Source organism: Saccharopolyspora rhizosphaerae, assembly GCF_003931915.1.
GTDB lineage: Bacteria > Actinomycetota > Actinomycetes > Mycobacteriales > Pseudonocardiaceae > Saccharopolyspora > Saccharopolyspora rhizosphaerae.
Genome location: NZ_RSAA01000004.1, coordinates 238,578 through 260,377, shown reverse-complemented (window position 1 = coordinate 260,377; position 21,800 = coordinate 238,578). Strand labels below are relative to the sequence as shown.

Sequence of the window (21,800 nt, the reverse complement as noted above, 5' to 3'; positions counted from 1 at the left end):
AGACGTGAGCCGCCCCGGTCGGAAACTCCGACCGGGGCGGCTTCGTCGTGCGGATCAGGAGCGGTCGAACTCGCGGGCCGCGAGCGCCCGGACGATGCCCGCGCGGCCCTCGGAGACCAGACGGCGCAACGCCGCCGGGTGCTCACCGGCCAGCCACTCGTCGGCGGCAGCGACGGTCTCGTCGGTGACCGCCCAGGACGGGAACAGCCCGATCACCGTGGGCTGCGCCCGCTCGCTGGAGCGGCGCTGCCAGACCTCGTCGATCGACTCGAAGTACCGGCGCACGTACGGCACCAGCAGCTCGCGCTGCGCCGGGTGCTGGAAGCCTGCGATGATCGCGTCGCTGATCGCGTTCGGCAGCTGGTCGTCGTGCACCGCGCGCTGCCAGGCCTTCTCCTTCGAGCCCGCGGTGGGGATCAGGGCGCGGGCCCGCTCGGCGCGACGACGGCCCGTCGCGGTCTGATCGGCCTCCAGCTCGGCGTCGATCTCCGATTCGCCGGCCGCACCGTGGGCGACCAGAGCCTGCAGCAGGCCCCAGCGCAGGTCGGTGTCCACGGTCAGGCCTGGGAGCGGGTTCGACCCGTCCAGCCAGCCGCGCAACTCGTCGATCTGCTCGTCGGAGAGCACCGAACCGGTCAGCGAGTTGACGAACGCCAGCTGGTGGTCCGAGCCCGGCTCGGCCGCGCGGGCGAGCTCGAACAGCCGCGAGCTGAACCGCCGCCAGCCCTCCTCCTGCCACGACGGGTCGACGTAGGAGTTCAGCGCCGTCTGCGTCTGCAGCAGGACCCGCTGCACCACGCCGATCTGGCTCTCCGCGCCGATGCCGGCCTCGGCGGAGGCGCCGAGCACCAAGGTCACGAAGTCGCGGGCCTTCAGCTCGGCCTCGCGGGTCATCTCCCACGCCGTCGACCAGCACAGCGCGCGCGGCAGCGATTCGTCGATGTCGCCGATGCGGTCCACCAGCGTCGCCAGCGACTCGGGGTCGAAGCGCAGCGAGCAGTAGGTCAGGTCGTCGTCGTTGACCAGCACCAGCTTGCCGCGGTGCACGCCGACCAGGTCCGCGACGTCGGTGACCTCGCCGGTCACGTCGAGCTCGACGCGGTGCTTGCGGACCAGCTTGCCGCCCTCGTCGTCGTAGATGCCGATCGCCGTGCGGTGCGTGCGCAGCTCACCCGCACCCGGCCGGGCGCCGTTCTGCACCACGGAGAACTGGGTGAACCGGCCCTCGTCGTCGGTGCTGAACCGCGGGCGCAGCATGTTGAGGCCGGTCGTCTCCAGCCACTCCGCGCTCCACCAGGACAGGTCGCGGCCGGAAGCCTCCTCCAGAGCCTTGAGCAGGTCGTCGAGGGTGGCGTTGCTCCACGCGTGGCGGTCGAAGTAGACCCGCAGGCCCGCCAGGAAGTTCTCCAGGCCGACGTAAGCCACCAGCTGCTTGAGCACCGAGGCGCCCTTGGCGTAGGTGATGCCGTCGAAGTTGACCTCCACGGCCTGCAGGTCCGGGATGTCGGCGGCGACCGGGTGGGTCGAGGGCAGCTGGTCCTGGCGGTAGGCCCAGGACTTCTCGACGCTGGCGAAGGTCGTCCAGGCGGCGTCGTACTCGGTGGCGCCGACCTGCGCGAGGACGCTGGCCCAGGTCGCGAACGACTCGTTGAGCCACAGGTCGTTCCACCAGCGCATGGTCACGAGGTCGCCGAACCACATGTGCGCCATCTCGTGCAGCACGGTCTCGCAGCGGCGCTCGTAGAGGTAGCCGGTGACCTTCGACCGGAACACGTAGTCCTCGAGGAAGGTCACGCAGCCGGCGTTCTCCATCGCGCCCGCGTTGAACTCCGGCACGAAGCACTGGTCGTACTTGCCGAACGGGTAGGGCACCCCGAACGCCTTGTGGTAGAAGCCGAAGCCCTGCTTGGTCTCGGTGAACAGGCGCTCGGCGTCGAGGTGCTCGGCCAGCGAGGCGCGGCAGTAGATGCCCAGCGGGATCGGGTCCTGGCCGTCCTCGCCGGGGAACTCGTCGCGCCACTCGGCGTAGGGACCGGCCACCAGCGCGACCAGGTAGGTCGACATGGGCTTGGTGGTGTCGAAGGTGTGGCGCTTGCCCGTGGCGGTCTCGGTGACCTCGCCGGCCGCGTTGGAGATGACCTTCCAGTCGGCCGGGGCGTCGACCGTGATCTGGTAGGTCGCCTTCAGGTCGGGCTGGTCGAAGCAGGTGAACATCCGCTTCGCGTCGGCGGTCTCGAACTGGCTGTAGAGGTAGACGGCGCCGTCGACCGGGTCGATGAAGCGGTGCAGGCCCTCACCGGTGTTGGTGTAGGCGCAGTCGGCGCGGACCACGAGCTCGTTCTCGGCGGCGAGGTCGGGCAGCCGGATGCCGGTCGACTCGTCGTAGTCGGAGAGGTCGAGCTCGGCACCGTTGAGCACCGCGCTGTGCACCCGGTCCGCCACGAGGTCGATCCAGGTGTCGACGCCGGTCTGCTCGCTGCGGAAGCGAACCGTGGTCGTGGACCCGAACGTCTCCACTTCCACACCCCCCGCGCCGGCGGAGAGGTCCAGTTCGATCACGTAGGACTGGACCTCCAGCAACGCGGCGCGCTGCTCGGCCTGTTCGCGGGTGAGGTTCGGCGGTGCCACGGATCACCTCGTAGTTCGTAGGGACGGATCAAGGCCGGTTGGATGCCCGGCGCAGGCATCAAATCACGTCCGGCCGGAGTCGCGCTGCCGGGCACGCACCTCGCGATCTTCGGCGGCGTGTCGGGCCCGCCGGGAAGACAATCGGCCGTCGCGGGGTTACTCCCCCCAGGAGCTGTTCAGGTCCCGCTCCTGGCACCCGCCGGGCCCAGCTGTTCCTGATCAGGCCGCCGACGTGGTGCCGCGTGCCGGCACCTGGACGACTTCGACTGATGGAGGCACGGATGACCGCCCCTGCCCGCCCACGGGTGGACTTCTACTTCGACCCGCTGTGCCCGTTCGCCTGGGTCTCCTCCCGGTGGATCCTGGAGGTCGAGAAGGCCCGCGACATCGACCTGCACTTCCGGGTGATGAGCCTGTCGGTGCTCAACGAGGGCCGCGACCTGCCTGAGCAGTACCTCGACCTGATGAAGCGCGGCTGGGGCCCGGTGCGCGTGTGCATCGCCGCTGCCAAGCACCACGGCGACGAGGTGCTGTCGCCGCTGTACACGGCCCTGGGCACGCGGATCCACAACCAGGGGATCAAGGACTTCGACGAGGCGATCAAGGGCGCTTTGGCCGAGGTCGGCCTGCCCGCGGAGCTCGCCGAAGCCGCCCACAGCACCGACTACGACGAGGAGCTGCGCGCCAGCCACCACGCGGGCATGGACCCGGTCGGCGACGAGGTGGGCACACCGACGCTGCACGTGGACGGCGTGGCGTTCTTCGGTCCGGTGATCACCCGCGTGCCGAAGGGCGAGGAGGCCGCCCAGATCTTCGACGGCGCGGTCGCGATGGCCCGCTACCCGTACTTCTTCGAGCTCAAGCGCAGCCGCACCGAGGACCCGCAGTTCGACTACTGAGGTGCGCTCGTCGGGAGGTTTCCGGCCTTTCCCGGAATTCTCCCGAGGAGCACGGGTGACCAGCGGAAAGGTGTGGACGGTCGGATCTTCCCGTTCATCACGTTCCACGACCGTCCACAGAGGCCGGAGCCGCTCGGGGCTCCGGCCTCTGCGTGGTCGAGACCGGGTCACGCCGGCTGCGCGACCCCCTGCAGGCCGGACATCACCGCGGCGACCGGCCGGTCGTCGCGCAGGTCCCACAACGACGTGACGACCTCGGCCGCCCGGTCCGGCCCCACGGCCCGCTCGGCGTTGCCGGTGAACTTGGCGGCCAGCTCGTCGCTGGAGAGCGGTCGCTGCGGTCCACCCCGGTTCTCCCGGACGCGTTCGGTCACCGAGGTGCCGTCGGCGAGCTCGGCGGTGAGCACCGCCGGGAACTGGCGCGGGAACCCGGCCGTGGCCTCGTCGTCGGCGACCACCCGCACCCGCTGGGCGAGGTCCAGCCGACGCGGGTCGGCCGCTGCCGCGTCCGTGAAGTCCTCGTGGAACACGCCCAGCCCACCGCCGCCGAGCAGAGCCGCGGCCACGGTGTAGGGGCCGGAGAAGGCCGCGTGGTAGCCGGAGCGGGGACGCCGCTTCTCGTCCGCGGGCTCGGCGATCGTGCGCAGGACGGGTGCGGGCGCTCCGAGCACCAGCTCGCGGACCTGGTCGGCGGTCACCCCGCGCTCGCGCAGCCGCAGCGCGGCGTCCACCCCCGCGTGCGTGAAGTGGTTGCAGGGGTACGGCTTGAAGAACACCCCGGGCGTCTCCCACTCCTCGCCCAGGCCGTCGGTGACCCGCTCCGGGTGCACCCGCTCGCCGCAGAACGCGCGCAGGAACCCGAACCGGCCCTCGATCACGGTGGGTGGCCCGGTCAACCCGTGCCGGGTCAGGTCGGCGGCGGCCACACCCGCGTGGGCGGCCCACCCGCAGTGCACGCGCTTGATGGTGCCGCCGGTGCGGTTGGCCTCGATGACCCCGGAGCCCATGCTCGCCGCGATGCCGATGACCGAGGTCAGCCGGTCCGCGTCGAAGCCCTGCAGCATGCCGGAGGCGACGGCCGCGCCGACCGCGCCGCAGATCGCGGTCGCGTGCTGGCCGTGCTCGAAGAAGACCGAGTTGCCCAGCTCCTCGTCGTAACCGGCCATGCCCAGACGGCAGGTCACCTCGATGCCCATCGCCGCGGCGGCCAGCAGCGCCCGGCCACCGGCCCCGGTGCGCTCGGCCGTCGCCAGCGCGGCCGGGACCACCGCCGCCGACGGGTGCAGCACGGAGGGCAGGTGCGTGTCGTCGAAGTCGAGGCTGTGCGCCAGCGTGCCGTTGACCAGCGCCGCCGAGGGTGCGGGAACGCGTTGCGCCAGCCCGATCCCGGTCGCATCCGGGGCGCCCGCCCACTCGGTGGCCACCGCTCCGGCGATCCGGGCGGGCTCCTCGCGGGTGGCCGCCAGGGAGTTGCCGACGACGTCGACGATCCGGCGGACCAGGTCGTCGGCGAGGTGGTCGTCGACGCCCTCGACGGCCAGCCGGGCACCGACCTCACCGATCCGCTGCGCGGGAGTCGTCATGCCGGGACCACCGCCAGCGGGCGGACCGGAGCTCCGGTGGCGCCGACGATCCGCAGCGGCGCGAACACCGCGAGGAACTCGCCCAGCCCGGCTTCGGCGGCGTCCTCGCAGGCCATGTGCTCGACGATGTGGATGCCGTGGTCGACCAGCAGCACCCGGTGGACCGGCAGCACCCGGTGCCCGGCGCCCGCCGGGATCTGCTCGTAGGCGGTGGTGTCGGTGCCGGTGGCGACGATCCGCCGCTCGGCGAGCCACTGCGCACCCTCCACCGTCATGCCGGGAACACCGGTCTCCTTGCCCACGTAGGCCTGCGGGTCGCCGAACAGCCGTCCCCAGCCCGTCCGCACCACGACCACGTCACCGGGGCCGGGTTCGGCTCCCGCTCGCTCGGCGGCCCGCTCCAGGTCCTCGGCGGTCACGCCGTACCCGGCTCCCAGCACGTCCACGCCGTGCACCGCGGCGACGTCGAGGAACACGCCTCGGGTGACCATCGGCGGGATGGTCTCCGCGCCGTGCACCGCGTGCTTCCCGCCGCGCTGGGCTTCGGCGGCGTCGACGCCGCCGTGCAGCAGTCCGTCGTGGCTGACGTGCGCGAGCGCGTCGACGTGCGTGCCGGTGTGCCCGCCGGTGACGATGACCTCGTTGGAGGCCGAGCCGCCGTCGGGGCGGACGGCGTCACCGTGCCGGCGCTCCAGCGTCATCCGGAACCCGGGGTGGTTCGGCGAGCCCGCCATCCCGGTGTAGAGGGGGTGGCCGAGCTCGATCACCCGCGTTCCGTCGCGGAAGGCGGCGAGCAGGTCGGGGCCTGCGGCGGTGGTGCTGCTCACGGGTTGCTCCTTCCCGGCCTGGCTCCGGCCGGTTCGTCGTGGTCGTCGGGGAGGTCTCGGAGCGTGTCGGCGAGTTCGGCGACCCATCGAGCACCGGCGACGACGGCCGGGTCGACGAAGCGACCGCGGTCGTCGACCCACGTCGAGGAGTCGCCCGCGACGTCGAGCGCGTCGAGCAGGGCGCGGGCCCGCTGCACTTCGTCGCGGTCCGGGGTGAAGGCGCGGTGCACCGGTGCGATCTGGCTCGGGTGGATCACCGAGCGGCCGAAGAACCCCGCGTCGCGCAGCGCGGCGCTGTCCTCGGCGAGACCCGCGGTGTCGGACAGGTCCGTCCAGACGCTCGCGACCGGGCTGGGCAGCCCGGCCGCGCGGTTCGCGGTGACGATGCGGGCGCGGGCCCACGCCAGCTCGCGGCGATCGCGGATCCGCAGGTCGGCGGCGAGGTCCGCTTCTCCGGGCGAGACGCCGGCGACCAGCGGGTGGCACTCGGCGAGCTCGAAGACCCGGCGCAGCCCGCGGGCGCTCTCGATCAGCAGTTGCAGCGGAAGTCCGGTCCGTTCGGCGAGGGCCGCCACGGTCGCCGGGTCCTCGGCCTTGGGGACGCGCACGCCCGCTGGCGGGCTGCCCGACAGCGCGGCTGCGTCCCCGTCCGCCCACTTCGTACCGGAGGCGTTGATGCGGACCCAGACCCGGTCGGCCGCGGTGTCGCAGATCGCGACCACCGCGTCCCGGGCCTGCTCCTTCTGCGCGGGGGGCACCGCGTCCTCCAGGTCGACGACCACGGCGTCGGCGGGCCCCTCGAGCGCCTTGCGGACCAGGTCCGGGCGGTGTCCGGGCGCGTAGAGCCAGCTGCGGGCCAGTCCGATGGCGGTCACACGACCCCCTGCTCCCGCAGCTGCTCCAGCTCGTCGGTGCCGATCCCGATCTCGCCCAGGACCTCCGCGGTGTGCGCCCCCAGCCGGGGGCCGGTGGTGCGCACGGACCCGGGAGTCTCCGACAGGCGGAACGGGGTGTTCTGGAAGCGGACGGGCCCGAGTTCGTCGTCGTCGATCGTCACGATGCTGCCCAGCGCGGTGAAGTGCGGATCGGCGAGCACGTCGGCGGCGGTGTAGATCGGTGCGACCGCGGCTTCGGCCTCCTCGAACGCGGCCACGACCTCGTCCCGCTTGCGGGCGGCGATCCAGGACCCGACGGCCGCGTCCAGCTGCTCGACGTGCTCGGCGCGACCCGCGCCGCTGGCGAACCACGGCTCGTCGATCAGCTCGGGAGCCCCGACCAGCCGCATCACCCGCTCGGCGATGGAGTGGGCGCTGGTGGACACCGCCACCCACTGGCCGTCGGCGCACTGGTAGGTGTTGCGCGGAGCGTTGTTGGTGGAGCGGTTGCCAGTGCGCGGTTGCAGGACGCCGAGCTGGTCGTAGGCGATCAGGCCGGGACCGAGCAGGTGCAGCAGCGGCTCGATGATCGCGGTGTCCAGCACCTGCCCGCGGCCGGTGGTCTCCCGGGCCCGCAGTGCGGTCATGATGCCGAACGCCGTGGTCAGCGCGGCCACGCCGTCGGCGAGGCCGAACGGCGGCAGGGTGGGAGGTCCGTCCGGTTCGCCGGTCATGGCCGCGAACCCGCTCATCGCCTCGGCGAGCGTGCCGAACCCGGGGCGGTGCGAGTAGGGGCCGGTCTGGCCGAAGCCGGTCACCCGCGCCAGGACCAGGCGCGGGTTGCGGGCGGACAGCTCCTCCCAGCCGAGACCCCAGCGCTCCAGCGTTCCGGGCCGGAAGTTCTCGATCACCACGTCCGCGTCGGTGGCCAGGTCGAGGAACAGCTCCCGGCCGCGCGGGGTGGAGAGCACCAGCGTGATCGCTCTCTTGTTGCGCGCCAACATCTTCCACCAGAGCCCGACGCCGTCCTTCTGCGCGCCGTGGGTGCGGGCCGGATCGCCCCGCGGGTGCTCGATCTTGATCACGTCGGCGCCCTGGTCGCCGAGCAGCGTGGCGGCCAGCGGGCCGGCGAACAGGGTGGAGGCGTCGAGGACCTTCAGGCCCCCCAGCGCAGCCGGGTGGTCGTGGCTCATGTCGTCCTTCCGGTGGAGGTGTGGACGGCGCGCGCGGGTGCGGTGCCGCCGAGCTGGGCGGTGATCCGGTCGGCGGTCTCGATCAGCTCCGGGGCGGTGTCGGCGACGAACTCCTCGGTGACGCGGAACCGCGGCCCGCACACCGAGACCGCGCCGACGAGACCGCCGGGTCCGAAGACCGGCACGGCGACCGAACCGGCGTCGCCTTGGCGCTCGCCCGCCGACGCCGCGTACCCGCGTGCGCGGATCTCGGTGAGCTCGGCGCGCAGCGCTTCGGGGTCGGTGGGCGTTGCCGGGGTGAGCGCCTGGAGTTCGCCTGCGAGCAACCGGTCGACCTCGTCGGGGTCTGAGTGGGCGAGCATGCACTTGCCGGACGAGCCGGCGTGCAGCGGGAACCGCCGGCCGAGCTCCACCGACATGGTGATCTCGTGGTTGCCGACGACCTGGTCGAGGTAGACGCGTCCACCGTGGACCTTCGCGCTGATCGTGACGGTCTCGTGCAGGCGGTCTCGCAGCTCGGACAGGAACGGCAGGGCCGTGGCCCGCAGGTCGGAGTCGCGCAGTGCCCGGCTGCCCAGCGCGGCAGCGGCGGGCCCCAGCCGGTACTCGCGGGTGTCCGGGTCGTAGGCGATGAGGTCGCGGCTGGTCAGTGACCGCAGGATGCGGTGCACCACGGCTTTGGACAGGTCGAGTTCGCGGGACACCCTGGTCACGCCGAGCGTCGGCGGCCCGTAGGTGAACAGCAGCAGGACGTCCGCCACCCGTTCGGTGGCCCCGGTCCCGGTCGGCTCCGCCACTCGGTCCTCCTCGTGCTCCCTGACGTACCGCTGGACGGAACAAGAGTGGGGCTCCGCTCGGCAGCCTGTCAAGAAGTTCCGCCGCAGCCATTGTTTTTGAACAGTCCACCTGGTGTTATCGACCTCACCGGAACGGCCCGGGCAGCTGTTCCGCCGAGCGGAACGACTGCCGCAGGGTCGGGAGGAGGAGGAAGGATGACGTTCGACGTCGACCTGGTGGTCGCGGGAGCCGGAGGCGGGTTGAGCGCCGCGGTCCGCGCTGCCGAACTGGGTCTTGACGTGCTCGTGGTGGACTCCGACCCGAACTTCCGGCGCGGGAACAACACCTCGATGTCCACCGCGATGGTTCCCGGGCCGGGATCCCGCTTCCAGGCGGCGGCCGGGATCGACGACTCACCTGAGCAGTTCGTCGCCGACATCGCGCGCAAGACCGGCGGTTCCGCGGACGTGCGGGTCGCCTCGGCCCTGGCCCGCGTCGGCGCCGAACTCGTGGAATGGCTCGCCGACCACGTCGGCGTGCCGGTCGAACTGCCCACCGACTTCACCTACCCCGGCCACTCGGCGCCCAGGGTGCACAGCCTGCCCGGCAGGCACGGTTCCTCGCTGCTGCGCCACCTCGTCGAGGCCGTGGAACGCAGCGAACGGGCCGACCTCATGGTTCCCGCCAGGCTGACCGCGGTCGCCCCCGGGCCGGACGGGAGCGCGGTCGCCACCGTCAGCACGCCGGACGGTGGGTATGAGGAGATCCGCGCGCGAGCGGTGCTGCTGGCCACCAACGGCTACGGCGCCGACCCCGAGCTGGTGTCCGCGCACGTGCCCGAGATCGCGGGAGCGACCTACCACGGCGGGGAGCACTCCCGCGGCGACGCGCTGCGGATCGGGCGCGAGCTCGGTGCCGCGACGGGCTTCCTGGACGCCTACCAGGGCCACGCCGCGCTCTCGGCGTCGGCGCGCACCCTGGTGACCTGGACGGCGGTGATGCACGGCGGTGCCGTCGTCGACACCGGAGGACGCCGGTTCGGCGACGAGACCACCGGCTACTCCGAGTACGCCGCCGCGCTGGCCGCCAGGCCCGGCGGGCGCGGGTGGCTGGTCTTCGACGAGCGCATCGCCCAGGCCTGCCGCGCGTTCGGCGACTTCCAGGACGTCGAGGCGGCCGGGGCGGTGCGCACCGCGCATTCGGCCACCGAGCTGGCGACGGTGATCGGAGTTCCCGCCGCGGAACTCGAACCCGAACTCGACGCGCTGGCCGAGGTCGCGGCGGGGGAGCGCACCGACCGGTTCGGCCGCACCACCGCGCAACCGCTGCGCGCACCGCTGCACGCGGTGGAGATCATCCCCGCGCTGTTCCACACGCAGGGCGGACTGCTCGTCGACGAGCACGCACGCGTCCTCGACCACGCCGGTGACCCGATCCCCGGGCTGTACGCGTCCGGTGGCGCCGCCGCCGGCATCTCCGGCCACGGCGCGGCCGGCTACCTGGCCGGCAACGGCCTGCTCCCCGCGCTGGGCCTCGCCTACCTCGCCGCCGGGCACCTCGCCCGGTCGGTCGCCACCACCCGCCCCCTCACTCCGGAAGGTGCCAGATGACCCGGCCCGACTTGATCCTCCGCGACGTCCGCGTGGTCCGCCCGGGCGGCGGCGAACCCGTCGCCGCCGACATCGCCGTCACCGACGGCGTGATCTCCGAAGTCGGCCCCGGGCTGACCGTCCCGGACGGGACCGAGGTCCACGAAGGACGCGGGCTGCTGGCGTTCCCCGGTGTCGTCGACGCCCACCAGCACTGGGGGATCTACAACCCGCTCTCCGACGACACCACCACGGAGAGCCGGGCGTGCGCGCAGGGCGGGGTGACGACCTCGCTGACCTACATGCGGACCGGTCAGTACTACCTCAACCGCGGCGGCCCCTACTCCGAGGTCTTCCCGGAGGTGCTCGACGCCGCCGAGGGCAAGTCCTACGTGGACTACGCGTTCCACCTCGCGCCCATGCAGGCCTCGCACATCGACGAGATCCCGTCCCTCGTGCGCGATCACGGCGTGACCTCGTTCAAGATCTTCATGTTCTACGGCAGCCACGGGCTGCACGGACGGTCCACCGACCAGAGCGACTTCCTGATGATCCCGGAGGGCGAGCGCTACGACATCGCCCACTTCGAGTTCGTGATGCGCGGCATCCAAGCCGCGCGCGAGGCGAACCCGGAGATCGCCGACCAGATCTCGCTGTCCCTGCACTGCGAGACGGCCGAGATCATGACCGCCTACACGCGGATGGTCGAGGAGGAGGGCTCGCTGTCCGGCCTGGAGGCCTACAGCGCGTCCCGCCCGCCGCACTCGGAAGGCCTGGCGGTCACCATCGCCTCCTACCTCGCGCACGAGACCGGCCTGCCCACCATCAACCTGCTGCACCTGTCGTCGGCGAAGGCGATGGAAGCGGCGATGCTGATGGCGAAGACCTTCCCGCACGTCGACTTCCGGCGGGAGGTCACCATCGGCCACCTGCTCGCCGACGTCACCACGGCCGACGGGGTCGGCGGCAAGGTCAACCCGCCGCTGCGCCCGAGGGCGGACGTCGAGAAGTTGTGGGAGCACCTGCTCGCCGGCGACGTCAGCTGGGTGGTGTCCGACCACGCCTGCTGCCGCGAGGAGAAGAAGTTCGGGCAGGACCGCGACGACGTGTTCGCCGCCAAGTCCGGGTTCGGCGGCACCGAGTACCTGCTGCCCGGTCTCGTCGGCGAGGGGCGCAAGCGCGGACTGCCGATGTCGACCGTCGCCGAGCTCGTCTCGACGAACCCGGCCCGGCGCCTCGGCTTGCCCACGAAGGGCGACGTCGCACCGGGTTTCGACGCCGACATCGCGCTGGTGGACCCGGACCGGTCGTTCGTGGTGGACCCGGCGGACTCCGAATCCACCCAGGAGTACACGCCCTTCCGCGGCCTGGAAGTCGGGGCGACGGTCGAGACGACGTTCCTCCGGGGACAGCGGATCTTCGACGACGGCAAGGTGCTCGGTGAACCGCGCGGCACCTACCTGCACCGCCCGACCGGACGCTGATGCCCACCCCACCGTGAGAGCAGTCCCTGTTCGAAGGAAGCCCACATGAGCACACGGTTCCGCTTCGTGACGCTGGGGCTGGTCGTCAGCCTCATCGTCATCAACTACATCGACCGCAGCGCGGTCTCCTACGCGGTCGGACCGCTGGAGGAGGCCTTCGGGATCACCACCGCGCAGTACGGGATCATCAGCTCCGTCTTCTCCGTCGGCTACATGGTCGCCGCGTTCCTGTCCGGACCGCTGGTGGACCGGTTCGGGTGCCGCCGGGTGCTGCTGACCGCCGTCGTGCTGTTCTCGATCACCACCGCCCTGATCCCGGTGGCCGGGTCGTTCGCCGGCCTCCTGGTCATCCGGCTACTCCTCGGGATCGGTGAGGCACCGGCGTTCCCGGCGGCGACCAGGACCGTCAGCCGCTGGCTGCCGGTCCGCGAGCGCGGCGTCGCGCTGGCGCTCTGCGGCGGTGTCGCCGTCTCGGGCAGCCTGCTCATCTCCGGTCCGCTGCTGACCGGGCTGATGGACGTCATCGGCTGGCGTGGCATGTTCTGGACCCTGGCGGTCTTCGGCGTCGTGTGGGCCGTGATCGCGACGGCGCTGCTGCGCGACCTGCCGCAGGAGTCGCGGCGGGTGAACGCCGCCGAGCGCGAGCTGATCGCCTCGGGCCAGGAGGCCGAGGCCGGTTCGGGCCGCGCGCCGGTGCGCTGGCGTCCGCTGCTGACCAACCGGAACCTGTGGGTAGTCGCGGGCGGCTACTTCGCGTGGGGCTTCATGTTCTGGGGCTTCATGTACTGGCTGCCCTCGTTCCTGTCCCACGCCTACGGGCTCAGCGTCAAGCAGGCCGGGGCGTTCTCGATCGCGCCGTGGGCGTGCGGCATCGTGGGCGCGCTGGCGGGCGGGGTGATCGTCGACCGCGTCTACCGGCGCAGCCCGAAGATCCGCAGCCGGTTCGGAGTGATGGGCGTGGCGCTGCTGCTCGCCGGCTGCTCGCTGGTGCCGCTGGCGATCGCGCCGACCCTGACCGTCGCGGTGATCTCGATCTCGCTGGGCGTCGGCTTCGGGTTCGTCACCGGCGGGATCTGGTGGGTCGCGTCCATCGACGCGGCTCCCGACCAGCCCGGCAGCGCGGCGGGTTTCGCCGACGCGGCGTTCGCGTCCTCCGGCATCGTGGCCCCCTCGGTGATGGGCTTCATCGTGTCCAGCACGGGGAGCTTCACCAGCGGCTTCGTCGTCATGGCCGGGCTCGCCGTGGCCGGCGCGCTGCTCATGCTGCTGGTGCCGCGCGAGCGCACGAGCAGCCCGGAGGCGGCGACCGCCGCAACCGGGGTCTGAGCGTGACCGCGCCCCGGCAGGACCGCGTCCGCGCGGCCGTGCGGCGGCTGGGCGAGTGGGTGGCCGGTCTGCGCTGGTCAGACGTCCCGACCGAGGTCCAGGAACGACTGCTGACCGTGCTCGTCGACGCCGTCGCGGTCACCGCGCTCGGCTCGCGCGAACCCGCGCAGCGCGCGGTCGTCGACGCCTGGGACCCGCCTGGTGGTCCGGCGCCCCTGCTCGGCACCGGCCGCTCGGTCGCGGTCGACGCCGCAGCGTGGTTGAACGCCACCGCCTCCGTCCGGCTCGAACTCGACGACGGCCACCGGCTCGCAGGCGGACACCCCGCCGCGCACGGGTTCCCGGCGGTGCTGGCGCTGGCGTCGCGAACGAGGACGACGGGAGCGGACCTGGGCAGCGCGCTGCTGGCCGCCTACGAGGTCGCCGCCCGGTTCGGCCGGGCGACCCGGCTCCGCCAGGGCGTCCACCCGCACGGCAACTGGGGCGTGGTCGGAGCCGGAGCGGGGTGCGCCCGCGTCCTGGGCCTGCGGGGTGACGAGACCGCGGTCGCGGTGGACGCCGCGAGCGGGCTGCCGGTCGCCGGGCCGTTCTCCGCCGCCCTGGACGGGAACCCGGTCCGCGACCACTGGGTGGGCGCGTCGAACCAGTCCGGCCTGGCCGCGGCGCGACTGGCCTCCTCCCGGACCGGCCACCTCACCGGCGTCGCCGCCGCATCGCTCGGGGACCTGCTCGGCGCCCTCGACCCGGCCGCGCTCGACGAGAGCCTGGGGGAGCGCTGGGAGGTCCTCGGCGGCTACTTCAAGCAGCACTCGTCCTGCTCGTTCACCCACGCCGCGATCGACGCGGCGCTGGGGCTGCGGGAGCGCTTCGACGGTGAAGCCGGGGACGTCGTGGTCGAGATCCACTCCCTCGGTGCGCAACTGGACCGCACGACGTGGCCGACGCCGCTGGCCGCGATGTTCTCGCTGCCCTTCGTCGTCGCCACCGCGCTGTTGCGAGGGCACGTCGTCCCGGCTGACCTCTCATCGGACGCGCTGGGCGATCCCGCCACGGCCGATCTCGCCCGGCGCGTGACGGTTCGTGCGGCCGCCGACCTGGACGCCCGGCTGCCGGGTGAACGCCCGGTCCGCGTCACGGTGGACACACCTGCCGGGAAGCTCGTCGAAGAACGCCCGAACCCGGTCGGGGACGCCGCGTACCACCCGTTCACCGCCGAGGACCGGGTGCGCGTCCTCGGGGACCTGCTGGGCGCGCCCGAGGTGGTCGCGGCGGTGCGGGAGCAGTGCGCCGCCCTGCCGGACGCGGCCGACGCCGGGGACGTGCTGCGCGCGCTCGGGTCGGCGACCCGCTTCCGATGAGGAGGAACCACGTGCTCATCCACGCCGTCACCCCGATCACCGTCGGACCAGCCGAAGTGGCCCGCCGCCAAGCCCGCTACGACTCGCTGGCCCCGCCCGGGATCCAGGTGGTGCTGCGAGACCTCCAGGACGGCCCGCGCGCCCTCAACACCGCCGAGGAGGTGCGCCGGTCCGAGGCCCTGGTCGCCGAGGCCCTCGCCGACGCGCCCGGCTGCGACGCGGTCCTGCCGGACTGCGTCCTGGACCCCGCGGTGCCCGACGACGGCGGCACGCTGGGCGGCCGTCCCGCGCTGGGCCTGCTCCGCCTGACCGTCGGTGCCGCGGTCGCCGCCGGGCACCGCGTCGGCGCCATCACCCGGAACACGGCGATCGCCACCGAGCTGCGCGACCGCATCTCCGCCTACGGCTGGAACTCCGCGTTCCACGAGGTCAGCGTCCTCGACCTCGACGTGGAGGACATCACCGACCCCGCCCGCTGGTCGGCGGCCATGCGCCCCGCTCTGATCGCGGCCCGCGCCGCCGGGGTCACGGCGGTGGTCAACGGCTGCTCCGCGGTCGACACCGCCGAGCAGGAACCGGGACTACCTCTGGTCCTCGACCCGATCCGCACCGGCCTCGGAGTCCTCGGCGCGCTCGGCGGAACACCCGCCCGCTGAGGCAGGAGGTGCGCCGCCTGCTGGCGCCAGGCGCGGGAGTCGGGGCCATAGGATGACGTCCGTGATCGAGGTGCGCGAGCTGCACGACTGGCCGACGACCGAGTCCGAAGCCGTGTCGATCCAGGAGCGGCTCCGGTCGCTGGTCCGCACGGACGAGCAGCCGGCGGAGGTGCGCACCGCAGCCGGCCTGGACGTGGACTACCGCGAGTCCTCGGACGAGCTCGTCGCCGCGGTGACGGTCCTGGACGTCGCCACGTTGTCCCTGGTGGACAGCGCAGCGGTCCGAGGCCGCGCCGAATTCCCGTACGTCCCAGGGTTGTTCGCCTTCCGCGAGGCGCCCGCTCTGCTCAAGGCCTTGCAGGAGCTGAGGGTGGTCCCGGACGTCCTCGTCTGCGACGGCCACGGCCTCGCTCATCCCCGGCGCTGCGGCCTCGCCTGCCACCTCGGCGTCCTCACCGACCTGCCGTCGATCGGCGTCGGCAAGACCGCGATGGGCCACTACGAGCCACCCGCAGAACCACGAGGCTCGTGGTCACCCGTGACCATGGACGGAGAGGAGGTCGGCAGAGCCCTCCGCACGCAGACCGGCGTCAAGCCGGTGTTCGTCTCCATCGGCCACCGCTACACCCTCGACGACGCCTGCGACCTGGTTCTCGACCTGGCACCGAAGTACCGCCTCCCAGAGACGACGAGATCCGCGGACCACCTGTCCCGTCGCTCCTGACCAGCGGCGCCCAGCCGTGTGCAGCGCTTTCCAGGTCACCTGCCCACCGCGTCACAACCCCGTTCCTGCGCGCAGGACCCTCACGGTCCTGCGCTTCGTCCGCCAGGCACGTGCGCTCGGAACCAGTCCGGGGTGGTGTCGGTGAAGCGCGGGTGTCGCTCCAGGTCGATGGTGAAGTTCACCGCGGCGGGTGCAACCCTCGGCTGAACCCGGGACCTGGCGCGCTCTCAGCGGCGGGGAGGTGTGCCGGTGTGGTCCTCGGTCAACTCGCCGGCTTCGCTCCAACGCTGCCGCTTGAGCAGCTCGCCGAACTCGTCGAACTCCTCGTACCGGGCGAGCCGGCCGTTCGAGTGCCACTCGCGCCATTCACCCACGGCCTTCCCGCGGTCGCACCGTCCTTCCAGCTGCTTGGTGCCGTTCGGGAACCACTCCACCTGCGGACCGTGCTCGATGCCGTTCTCGTAGCTGGTGAGCTCGATCACCGTCCCGTCCGCGGCGAAGTCGACCACCTCGCCGGTGAACGGAGATCCCTGGTACGTCGTGATCATGCGGTCGTCCATCGACGTGTCCGCCCGGTTGACGCGCACATTATCCACCGGAGTCCTCGCTGTCCCGCCGCAAACCGTTGTCGTTCTCTACCGAGTGCTTGTCAGGGTACCGATAGTCGAACGGGTTGTACGAGAAGCGCCCGGTGTAGCTGGGCACACCGCGAAGCACGGAATCGCAGTTCGCGCAGGCAGGGGCCTCCTGGCCGACGGCCATGTTCCTGCCGTCGCGAACCCAGCGCGGATCGATGCGCAGCTGTTCCAGAGCCTCCCGTGTCAGCGGATCGCCGCTTCGCTCGCGCGCCCACAGCAGTTCGTTGACGGCCTTGACCTCGGCATGCCGTAGCGGCTTGTCGAAATGGGGCTGCCCGTCGAGCACGACCGCCTCCCCGTCGTGGTTGGTCGCGAGGGTGGTTTCGGACTCCCGAACCGGGTACTGCCACTGGCCGAGCGACTCGAGGTTCTCCCGCAGCAGCGGGTGGACGTTCTCGGGTTTCAGCACATCGTTCGGGCGTCCGTTCACGCCTTCGGTGATCAACCCAGTTTGGAGGTCGATGGCGACCGCCGAACATGGCCCTTCCTTCTTGTGCGTTCCCGGGGCGATGGCTTCGGCCCGTTCTTGGGAGAGCTGTTGGACGTAGTCGTGGATGGGGACGAAGTTCCCCTCGGCGTCCTTGACTTCGGCGATGAGGCCGTTGTCGTTCCGCTTGACGCGGTCTTCTGGGAGCGATTCCACAGCTGAGCCGCGAGTGCGGTCAGAAGGCCCGCTCTCGGAGAAGTCAGGGGTGGCGCCTGGGTCCTCCAGCGGTGTGTGCGAGAAGTCAACAGGATGGGCTGCCGGCCCTTCGGCCGCCGGTGGCTTGTAGTCCGACGGTTCTTGGGCCTCTGCGCCATCCCGTTGTTCGTGTTCAGCGGTCCCCGTGTCCTCATCCGGGGCGCCTCCGCGTGCTTCGGCGTTCTCCGGAGGCGCTTCAGGGCCATCTGCGTCCGGGCGCGAGCTCGGTGGCTCGTGGAGCGGACGATCGGGGTTCAGGTCGAACTGCTTCTCGGTGTACCCGGAGTACCGCTCGTGCGGCACCGATGTACCAGAGGACGGAGCGTCTGTGGAGTTGGTGCCGACGGGCTCGACGTTCGCCTGGACGAGGTGGTACTCGACCCGGCCATCGCCGAGAGCATCGGAGAGCTCCCGGGCGATGACGGCTTCGTGACCGCCTCGCTTGTCCATCGCGTCTAAGACGGACTTGAAGTATTCAGGCGTTCCCTGCTCGAAGCCTTGCCGAGCGCCGAGGCCGGCGCTCGGCCCCTTCGCCTCGGTGACGACGTAGACCGAGTTCCCGTCGGGGTCGATGCCCCGCCTGAACCCGTCGAAGTGGCCTGCGTTGCCGGTCGCGATGCGTTCGTCGTCGAAGCGGTAGCCGCGCTGCTCCAGTTCGCTGAAGAAGTGCGTCTGCGCCAGGTCGCCCAGCGCCTCTCCGGTCACGGAGCGAGCGTGGTTGAAACCGCTGCGATCGATGTCGTCAAGCGGTTGCCCACCAGATTCGGTCCACCGCGAGTTCGGATCGGGGTTGCCCTTCGCGGACTCGGCCGCCTCCATGGTGGACTGCTGGATCCCAGGTCTACCGCGCGCGAGGTCATCGGCCGTCTGGGCCCATTCCTGCGGGAGCGGACCGCTTTGCCGCCGAGGCTCTCCGACGTAGTCAGCTCTAGCGGTGAGTTCCCGCTGCCCCTCGTTGATGGAGAAGCGGCCGTCAGAACCGAGGCGGAGCGGGGGAACGGTGGCACCCTGGTGCCAGAGGTTCGGGTCGTTCGCGTATCCGTCGCGCCGGTACACCACCCCGTTGGAGTCTTGACGGTAGTACCTGTCGAAGATGGCTTGCGCCTTGTCCCGTGGAAGTGAATTGAGCTCGTCGACCAACGCTTCCTGGCGCTGCCGCCTGTCCTCTTCCGAGAGGCCGTCCTTCCGGGAAGCTTCGCTGCCATCCGGCTGCTGTCCTGCGTCCTCGCCGTCGCGGGTGGGGTGGAAGCCGTCGTTGCTGGCCGGGGTTCGTGTGCCGTCGGGGTGGTGGGTGTCCCAGCCGCCGTTCGGGGGCCAGCCCGGGCGGCCGTCGGGGCCCATGTCGGAGGCGAAGACGCGGCCGTTGCCGTCGGTCCAGGCGAGTCCTCGAGGTGCGGTGACCGGGACTCCGAGCTCGTTCGAGAGGTCCCGCGCCAGGCCGCTGGTACCTGCGTCGCAGGAGAGCAGGCGGACGGGCTTGCTGCCGTCCCAGTTCGGGTCGCGGCGGAGCATGTCGGCGAACTCCTTCGCGGAGAAGGTGTGGTCGCCGACGCGGACGCGGCCGTCGGGCAAGGCGTGGACGTCGACGGTGTGGTGCACGCCGTCGTCCGGGACCCGGCTGGCCAGGTCGCGCATGTTCGGATCGGTGTGGAACGACGACCCGGCCGGGGTGTCCTGGCGGGTGGACTCCGCGTTGTCGATCTGCTCCTGGCGCTCCGGGGTGCCCGGCTCGCCGTCCTGCGGCCGGTCGCCGTCGTGGCGGTCCTGGCCGTCCTGGTTGCCGTCGCGGTCGCTGTGGGAGTCGGGACGGTCGCCGTCGTGGCGGGATCCGTTCGGGTCGGAGCCGCCCGGGCGCTGAGCGCCCTCCGGGCTCGTGCCGTCTGGCCGCTGACCAGGCCCGTCGGGGTGTGGCGACCCCGCGTCCGGGCGCTGGGCGGGCCCGTCCGGACGTGGCGTGGAGCTGTCGGGCCGCGTGCCGCCCGGTCCTGGGGTGTCCGGGCGCTGAGCAGGTCCGGCTGGGCGCGGCGCCGAACCGTCGGGACGCGGGGAGCTGGTGCCCGGTCCTTGCGGGGCGCGGTGCTGCGGGACTCCGCTGTCCGGCCTGGTGTTCGGGCGGGACGGGGCGTCCGGGGTGGCTGAGCCGCGGGGGGCGGCGCGCTCCGGGCGTGGACCTGGGTCACCACCAGCTGGGCGGGCTGCGGCGCCCGGGGATCCGGCGGTGCCGGTCCACCCGCCGCCGGGGCGACCGCCGCCTGCGGACGGTGTCGAGCCACCCACGCCGGCCGATCCGGGGGCGCCGGCCATGCCCCCGCCGACCGCTCCGCCCGAGGCGGGCTGGTCGGTGCGCGGTGCTGTCGGGCCTGCCGCTCCCGGCGCGGCCGAGGCAGCAGGGGCTGCGGGGGCGTCGACGTTGGCTGCCGAGGTGCCGGCCGGAGTGCTCGGGCCGCGGTCCGCGTCGGTGGGCAGCGTGCCGCTGAGCGAGGTGCCACCCGACCCGCCCGGGGACGAGCTCGACGACCCGCCACCACCTGCGTGCGCGGCGCCTGCTCCGGCCACGCCTCCGCCGCCGCGCGAGCCGTTGTCGTCGGAGTCAGTGGAGCGAGAGCCGTCACCACTGGAGGCCGAACCACTGGAGTCCGAAGAGGACCCGGAGTCGGAACGGCTGGAACCGCCTGTGGTGTCGCCACTTCCGTCCGAACCCGACCGCACGTCGGACGAACCGGACTCCGAGGTGGTGGACGGACCCGACGACTCCGACGTGGACGAAGTGGTGTCGGAGTGGGACCGGCCATCGGACCCGCCCGAGGACGAGCCCTCCGACGAACCGCCGGATGACGAGGAACCGCTCTCCGACGAACGGGAGCCGCTGTCCGAGCCGCTGGGATCCGCGGTGCTCGCGGTCGAGACGCCGGAGTCCGAGGAGCGGCTCGAGCCCGAATCGGCGGAGGTGCTCGACCCCGACGAGGACGTGCTGGAAGAACCGCTGTCGGAGGACGTGGACGTGCCGGGGTCCGACGAGGAACTGCTTCCGGAGGTGGACGTCGAACCCTCGGAACCGCCCGCGCCCGAGCCGGGAGCCGACGGGTCCGACGAGGTGGAGCTCGAGCTCGAACCGGAGCCCGATGACGAACCACCCGAGGAGGAGCCGGACTCGGACGTCGAGCTGCCTGAGCTGTCGGAGGAAGAGCTCGGGTCGGACGTCGAGCTGCCGGAGCTGTCGGAGGAAGAGCTCGGGTCGGACGTCGAGCTGCCTGAGCTGTCGGAGGAAGAGCTCGGGTCGGACGTCGAGCTGCCTGAGCTGTCGGAGGAAGAGCTCGGGTCGGACGTCGAGCTGCCTGAGCTGTCGGAGGAAGAGCTCGAGTCGGACGTCGAACTGCCTGAGCTGTCGGAGGAAGAGCTCGAGTCGGACGTCGAACTGCCTGAGCTGTCGGAGGAAGAGCTCGAGTCGGACGTCGAACTGCCTGAGCTGTCGGAGGAAGAACTCGGGTCGGACGACGAACCGCCCGAGGAGGAGCCGTTCGACCCCGACGAACCTCCGTCGGTGTCGGGGACGTCCACGTCCCCGCCGAAGTGCTCCTTGGCCCCGCCGATGCCCCCCATGACGGAGCCGGTGGCACCGCCCGACACCGCGCCCGTGCCGACGTCTTCCCAGTCGAGCTTGCCCTCGGTGATGAGCTGCTCGGCGGCGCTGCCCACCGCACCCTCGGCGGCACCGAGCGCGCCTTCCTTGACGGCTTCCTTGCCGATGGTCTTCGCGGCGCTCTCGGCGGCTTCACCGGCCGCGTCGCCTGCGGCGTCACCCGCGGCGCGCCCGGCTGCGGTGCCCGCGCTGCCCGCGGCGTCCCCGGCCGCGTCGCCGATGGCGTCACCGGCCCCCTTGCTGAACGCCTTGCCCGCGCCCTCGAAGACACCGCCCACGGCACCCCCGATGGCGCCGCTGATCGCCGCGTCCTTGAACTTCCCACCGTCGAGGCCGTCGCGGGTGCCCATGGCGACCTGCGTGCCCTGCACGGCGAACTCGATCGCGACCGAGGTGGCGACCTCGATGGCCACGTTCTTGAGGATGCTGAAGACGAGTTGCTTGAAGATCTGCAGCACCACGGCCCGGGTGATGCCCTGAGCTGCGGCGATACCGGCGGTGGAGGCGCCGAAGGTGGCGGGCGCGGCGGCGATCATCGCGGCGATCTGGATGGCCAGCGCGATCAGCGACGCGATGATCGTCAGCTTGGTGTGCTCGACGTCCAGCGCGGCGTCCTCGCAGGACTTGGCGAGCTTCTCGCACGCTTCCTCGAGCTTCGCCAGAGCGGAGTCGCCGCTGCCGCCGACGTCCTTCCACAGCTTGGAGAACGCCTCGCCGGTCTCTCCCTCCACCGCGAGGTTGACCTGGTTCGCGCCCGCGTTGCCCGCGTCCTGGACGTTCGCGATGCCTTCGCCGGCCGTGCGCCACGCGTCGGCCATCCGGCGCATGGCGTCTTCATCACCCTCGGGCCAGGACTGTCCGACGACGATCGGCAACAGCCACTTGACCTCGTCGGGCATCTCGATGCTCACGTGAAGTCAA

Annotated in this window: 17 protein-coding genes and 1 pseudogene; 9 read left to right on the top strand and 9 right to left on the bottom strand. The window is 72.1% G+C overall.

The annotated features are described in order from the left end of the window. Nucleotides 1-54: 54 nt before the first annotated feature. Nucleotides 55-2,628, bottom strand: coding sequence for an aminopeptidase N (gene pepN / locus EIL87_RS04605; RefSeq protein ID WP_125088881.1), 2,574 nt, complete (start codon nucleotides 2,626-2,628; stop codon nucleotides 55-57). Nucleotides 2,629-2,909: 281 nt separating this feature from the next. Between pepN and EIL87_RS04600 the strand changes: the two genes are divergently transcribed. After that, nucleotides 2,910-3,527, top strand: a complete 618-nt coding sequence (locus tag EIL87_RS04600; RefSeq protein WP_125088880.1) for a mycothiol-dependent nitroreductase Rv2466c family protein — start codon at nucleotides 2,910-2,912, stop codon at nucleotides 3,525-3,527. Between the two features lie 167 nt (nucleotides 3,528-3,694). Here EIL87_RS04600 and EIL87_RS04595 read toward each other — a convergent pair whose 3' ends face one another. From EIL87_RS04595 to EIL87_RS04575, 5 genes are read right to left on the bottom strand one after another with little or no spacing between them, the layout of a single operon-like run. Then, complete coding sequence (locus EIL87_RS04595) at nucleotides 3,695-5,110, bottom strand: MmgE/PrpD family protein (RefSeq protein WP_125088879.1); 1,416 nt, start codon at nucleotides 5,108-5,110, stop codon at nucleotides 3,695-3,697. Continuing rightward, nucleotides 5,107-5,937: a cyclase family protein gene (locus tag EIL87_RS04590; protein WP_233576019.1), complete on the bottom strand. Its 831-nt coding sequence runs from the start codon at nucleotides 5,935-5,937 to the stop codon at nucleotides 5,107-5,109. Before EIL87_RS04590 ends, EIL87_RS04595 begins: the two co-directional genes overlap by 4 nt. Continuing rightward, nucleotides 5,934-6,812 carry an HpcH/HpaI aldolase/citrate lyase family protein gene (locus tag EIL87_RS04585; RefSeq protein ID WP_233576018.1) on the bottom strand — a complete coding sequence of 293 codons (879 nt, stop codon included), beginning with the start codon at nucleotides 6,810-6,812 and terminating at the stop codon, nucleotides 5,934-5,936. Before EIL87_RS04585 ends, EIL87_RS04590 begins: the two co-directional genes overlap by 4 nt. Further along, a complete protein-coding gene (locus EIL87_RS04580; RefSeq protein WP_125088877.1) occupies nucleotides 6,809-8,005 on the bottom strand; it encodes a CaiB/BaiF CoA transferase family protein in 1,197 nt (398 codons plus the stop codon). The genes EIL87_RS04585 and EIL87_RS04580 overlap by 4 nt, the downstream gene beginning before the upstream one ends. Further along, nucleotides 8,002-8,802, bottom strand: a complete 801-nt coding sequence (locus tag EIL87_RS04575) for an IclR family transcriptional regulator (RefSeq protein WP_125088876.1) — start codon at nucleotides 8,800-8,802, stop codon at nucleotides 8,002-8,004. Before EIL87_RS04575 ends, EIL87_RS04580 begins: the two co-directional genes overlap by 4 nt. Before the next feature lie 195 nt (nucleotides 8,803-8,997). Between EIL87_RS04575 and EIL87_RS04570 the strand changes: the two genes are divergently transcribed. The 6 genes from EIL87_RS04570 (at nucleotide 8,998) to EIL87_RS04545 (ending at nucleotide 15,919) form a co-directional block, all read left to right on the top strand. Then, the gene (locus EIL87_RS04570; protein WP_125088875.1) at nucleotides 8,998-10,392 is read left to right on the top strand and encodes an FAD-dependent oxidoreductase; all 1,395 of its coding nucleotides are present in this window, start codon (nucleotides 8,998-9,000) and stop codon (nucleotides 10,390-10,392) included. Beyond that, the gene (locus EIL87_RS04565; protein WP_125088874.1) at nucleotides 10,389-11,855 is read left to right on the top strand and encodes a dihydroorotase; all 1,467 of its coding nucleotides are present in this window, start codon (nucleotides 10,389-10,391) and stop codon (nucleotides 11,853-11,855) included. The genes EIL87_RS04570 and EIL87_RS04565 overlap by 4 nt, the downstream gene beginning before the upstream one ends. 45 nt (nucleotides 11,856-11,900) lie before the next feature. Continuing rightward, a complete protein-coding gene (locus tag EIL87_RS04560) occupies nucleotides 11,901-13,181 on the top strand; it encodes an MFS transporter (RefSeq protein ID WP_125088873.1) in 1,281 nt (426 codons plus the stop codon). 2 nt (nucleotides 13,182-13,183) lie between these two features. Then, the gene (locus EIL87_RS04555) at nucleotides 13,184-14,539 is read left to right on the top strand and encodes an MmgE/PrpD family protein (protein ID WP_125088872.1); all 1,356 of its coding nucleotides are present in this window, start codon (nucleotides 13,184-13,186) and stop codon (nucleotides 14,537-14,539) included. Nucleotides 14,540-14,550: 11 nt separating this feature from the next. After that, nucleotides 14,551-15,195, top strand: a complete 645-nt coding sequence (locus EIL87_RS04550) for an aspartate/glutamate racemase family protein (protein WP_125088871.1) — start codon at nucleotides 14,551-14,553, stop codon at nucleotides 15,193-15,195. A gap of 64 nt (nucleotides 15,196-15,259) precedes the next feature. Next, entirely contained in the window at nucleotides 15,260-15,919 is a 660-nt protein-coding gene (locus tag EIL87_RS04545) for an endonuclease V (protein ID WP_233576030.1), read from the top strand. A 227-nt stretch (nucleotides 15,920-16,146) separates the two neighbouring features. On the opposite strand, the gene EIL87_RS04540 is transcribed toward EIL87_RS04545, so the two are convergent. Together EIL87_RS04540 and EIL87_RS04535 are read right to left on the bottom strand one after the other, a co-directional pair. Next, a complete protein-coding gene (locus EIL87_RS04540) occupies nucleotides 16,147-16,467 on the bottom strand; it encodes a toxin-antitoxin system YwqK family antitoxin (RefSeq protein WP_158628581.1) in 321 nt (106 codons plus the stop codon). Between the two features lie 40 nt (nucleotides 16,468-16,507). Then, on the bottom strand, nucleotides 16,508-18,580 hold the full coding sequence (locus EIL87_RS04535; protein WP_125088868.1) for a YwqJ-related putative deaminase: 2,073 nt from the start codon (nucleotides 18,578-18,580) through the stop codon (nucleotides 16,508-16,510). 169 nt (nucleotides 18,581-18,749) lie between these two features. On the opposite strand from EIL87_RS04535, the gene EIL87_RS04530 reads away from it, so the two are divergent. Then, the gene (locus tag EIL87_RS04530; RefSeq protein WP_125088867.1) at nucleotides 18,750-19,097 is read left to right on the top strand and encodes a hypothetical protein; all 348 of its coding nucleotides are present in this window, start codon (nucleotides 18,750-18,752) and stop codon (nucleotides 19,095-19,097) included. A 444-nt stretch (nucleotides 19,098-19,541) separates the two neighbouring features. Then, complete coding sequence (locus EIL87_RS04525) at nucleotides 19,542-21,359, top strand: prolipoprotein diacylglyceryl transferase (protein WP_125088866.1); 1,818 nt, start codon at nucleotides 19,542-19,544, stop codon at nucleotides 21,357-21,359. Between the two features lie 44 nt (nucleotides 21,360-21,403). Here EIL87_RS04525 and EIL87_RS28015 read toward each other — a convergent pair. Next, a pseudogene (locus EIL87_RS28015) lies at nucleotides 21,404-21,778 on the bottom strand (WXG100-like domain-containing protein); the annotation flags it as partial. Between the last annotated feature and the right edge of the window lie 22 nt (nucleotides 21,779-21,800).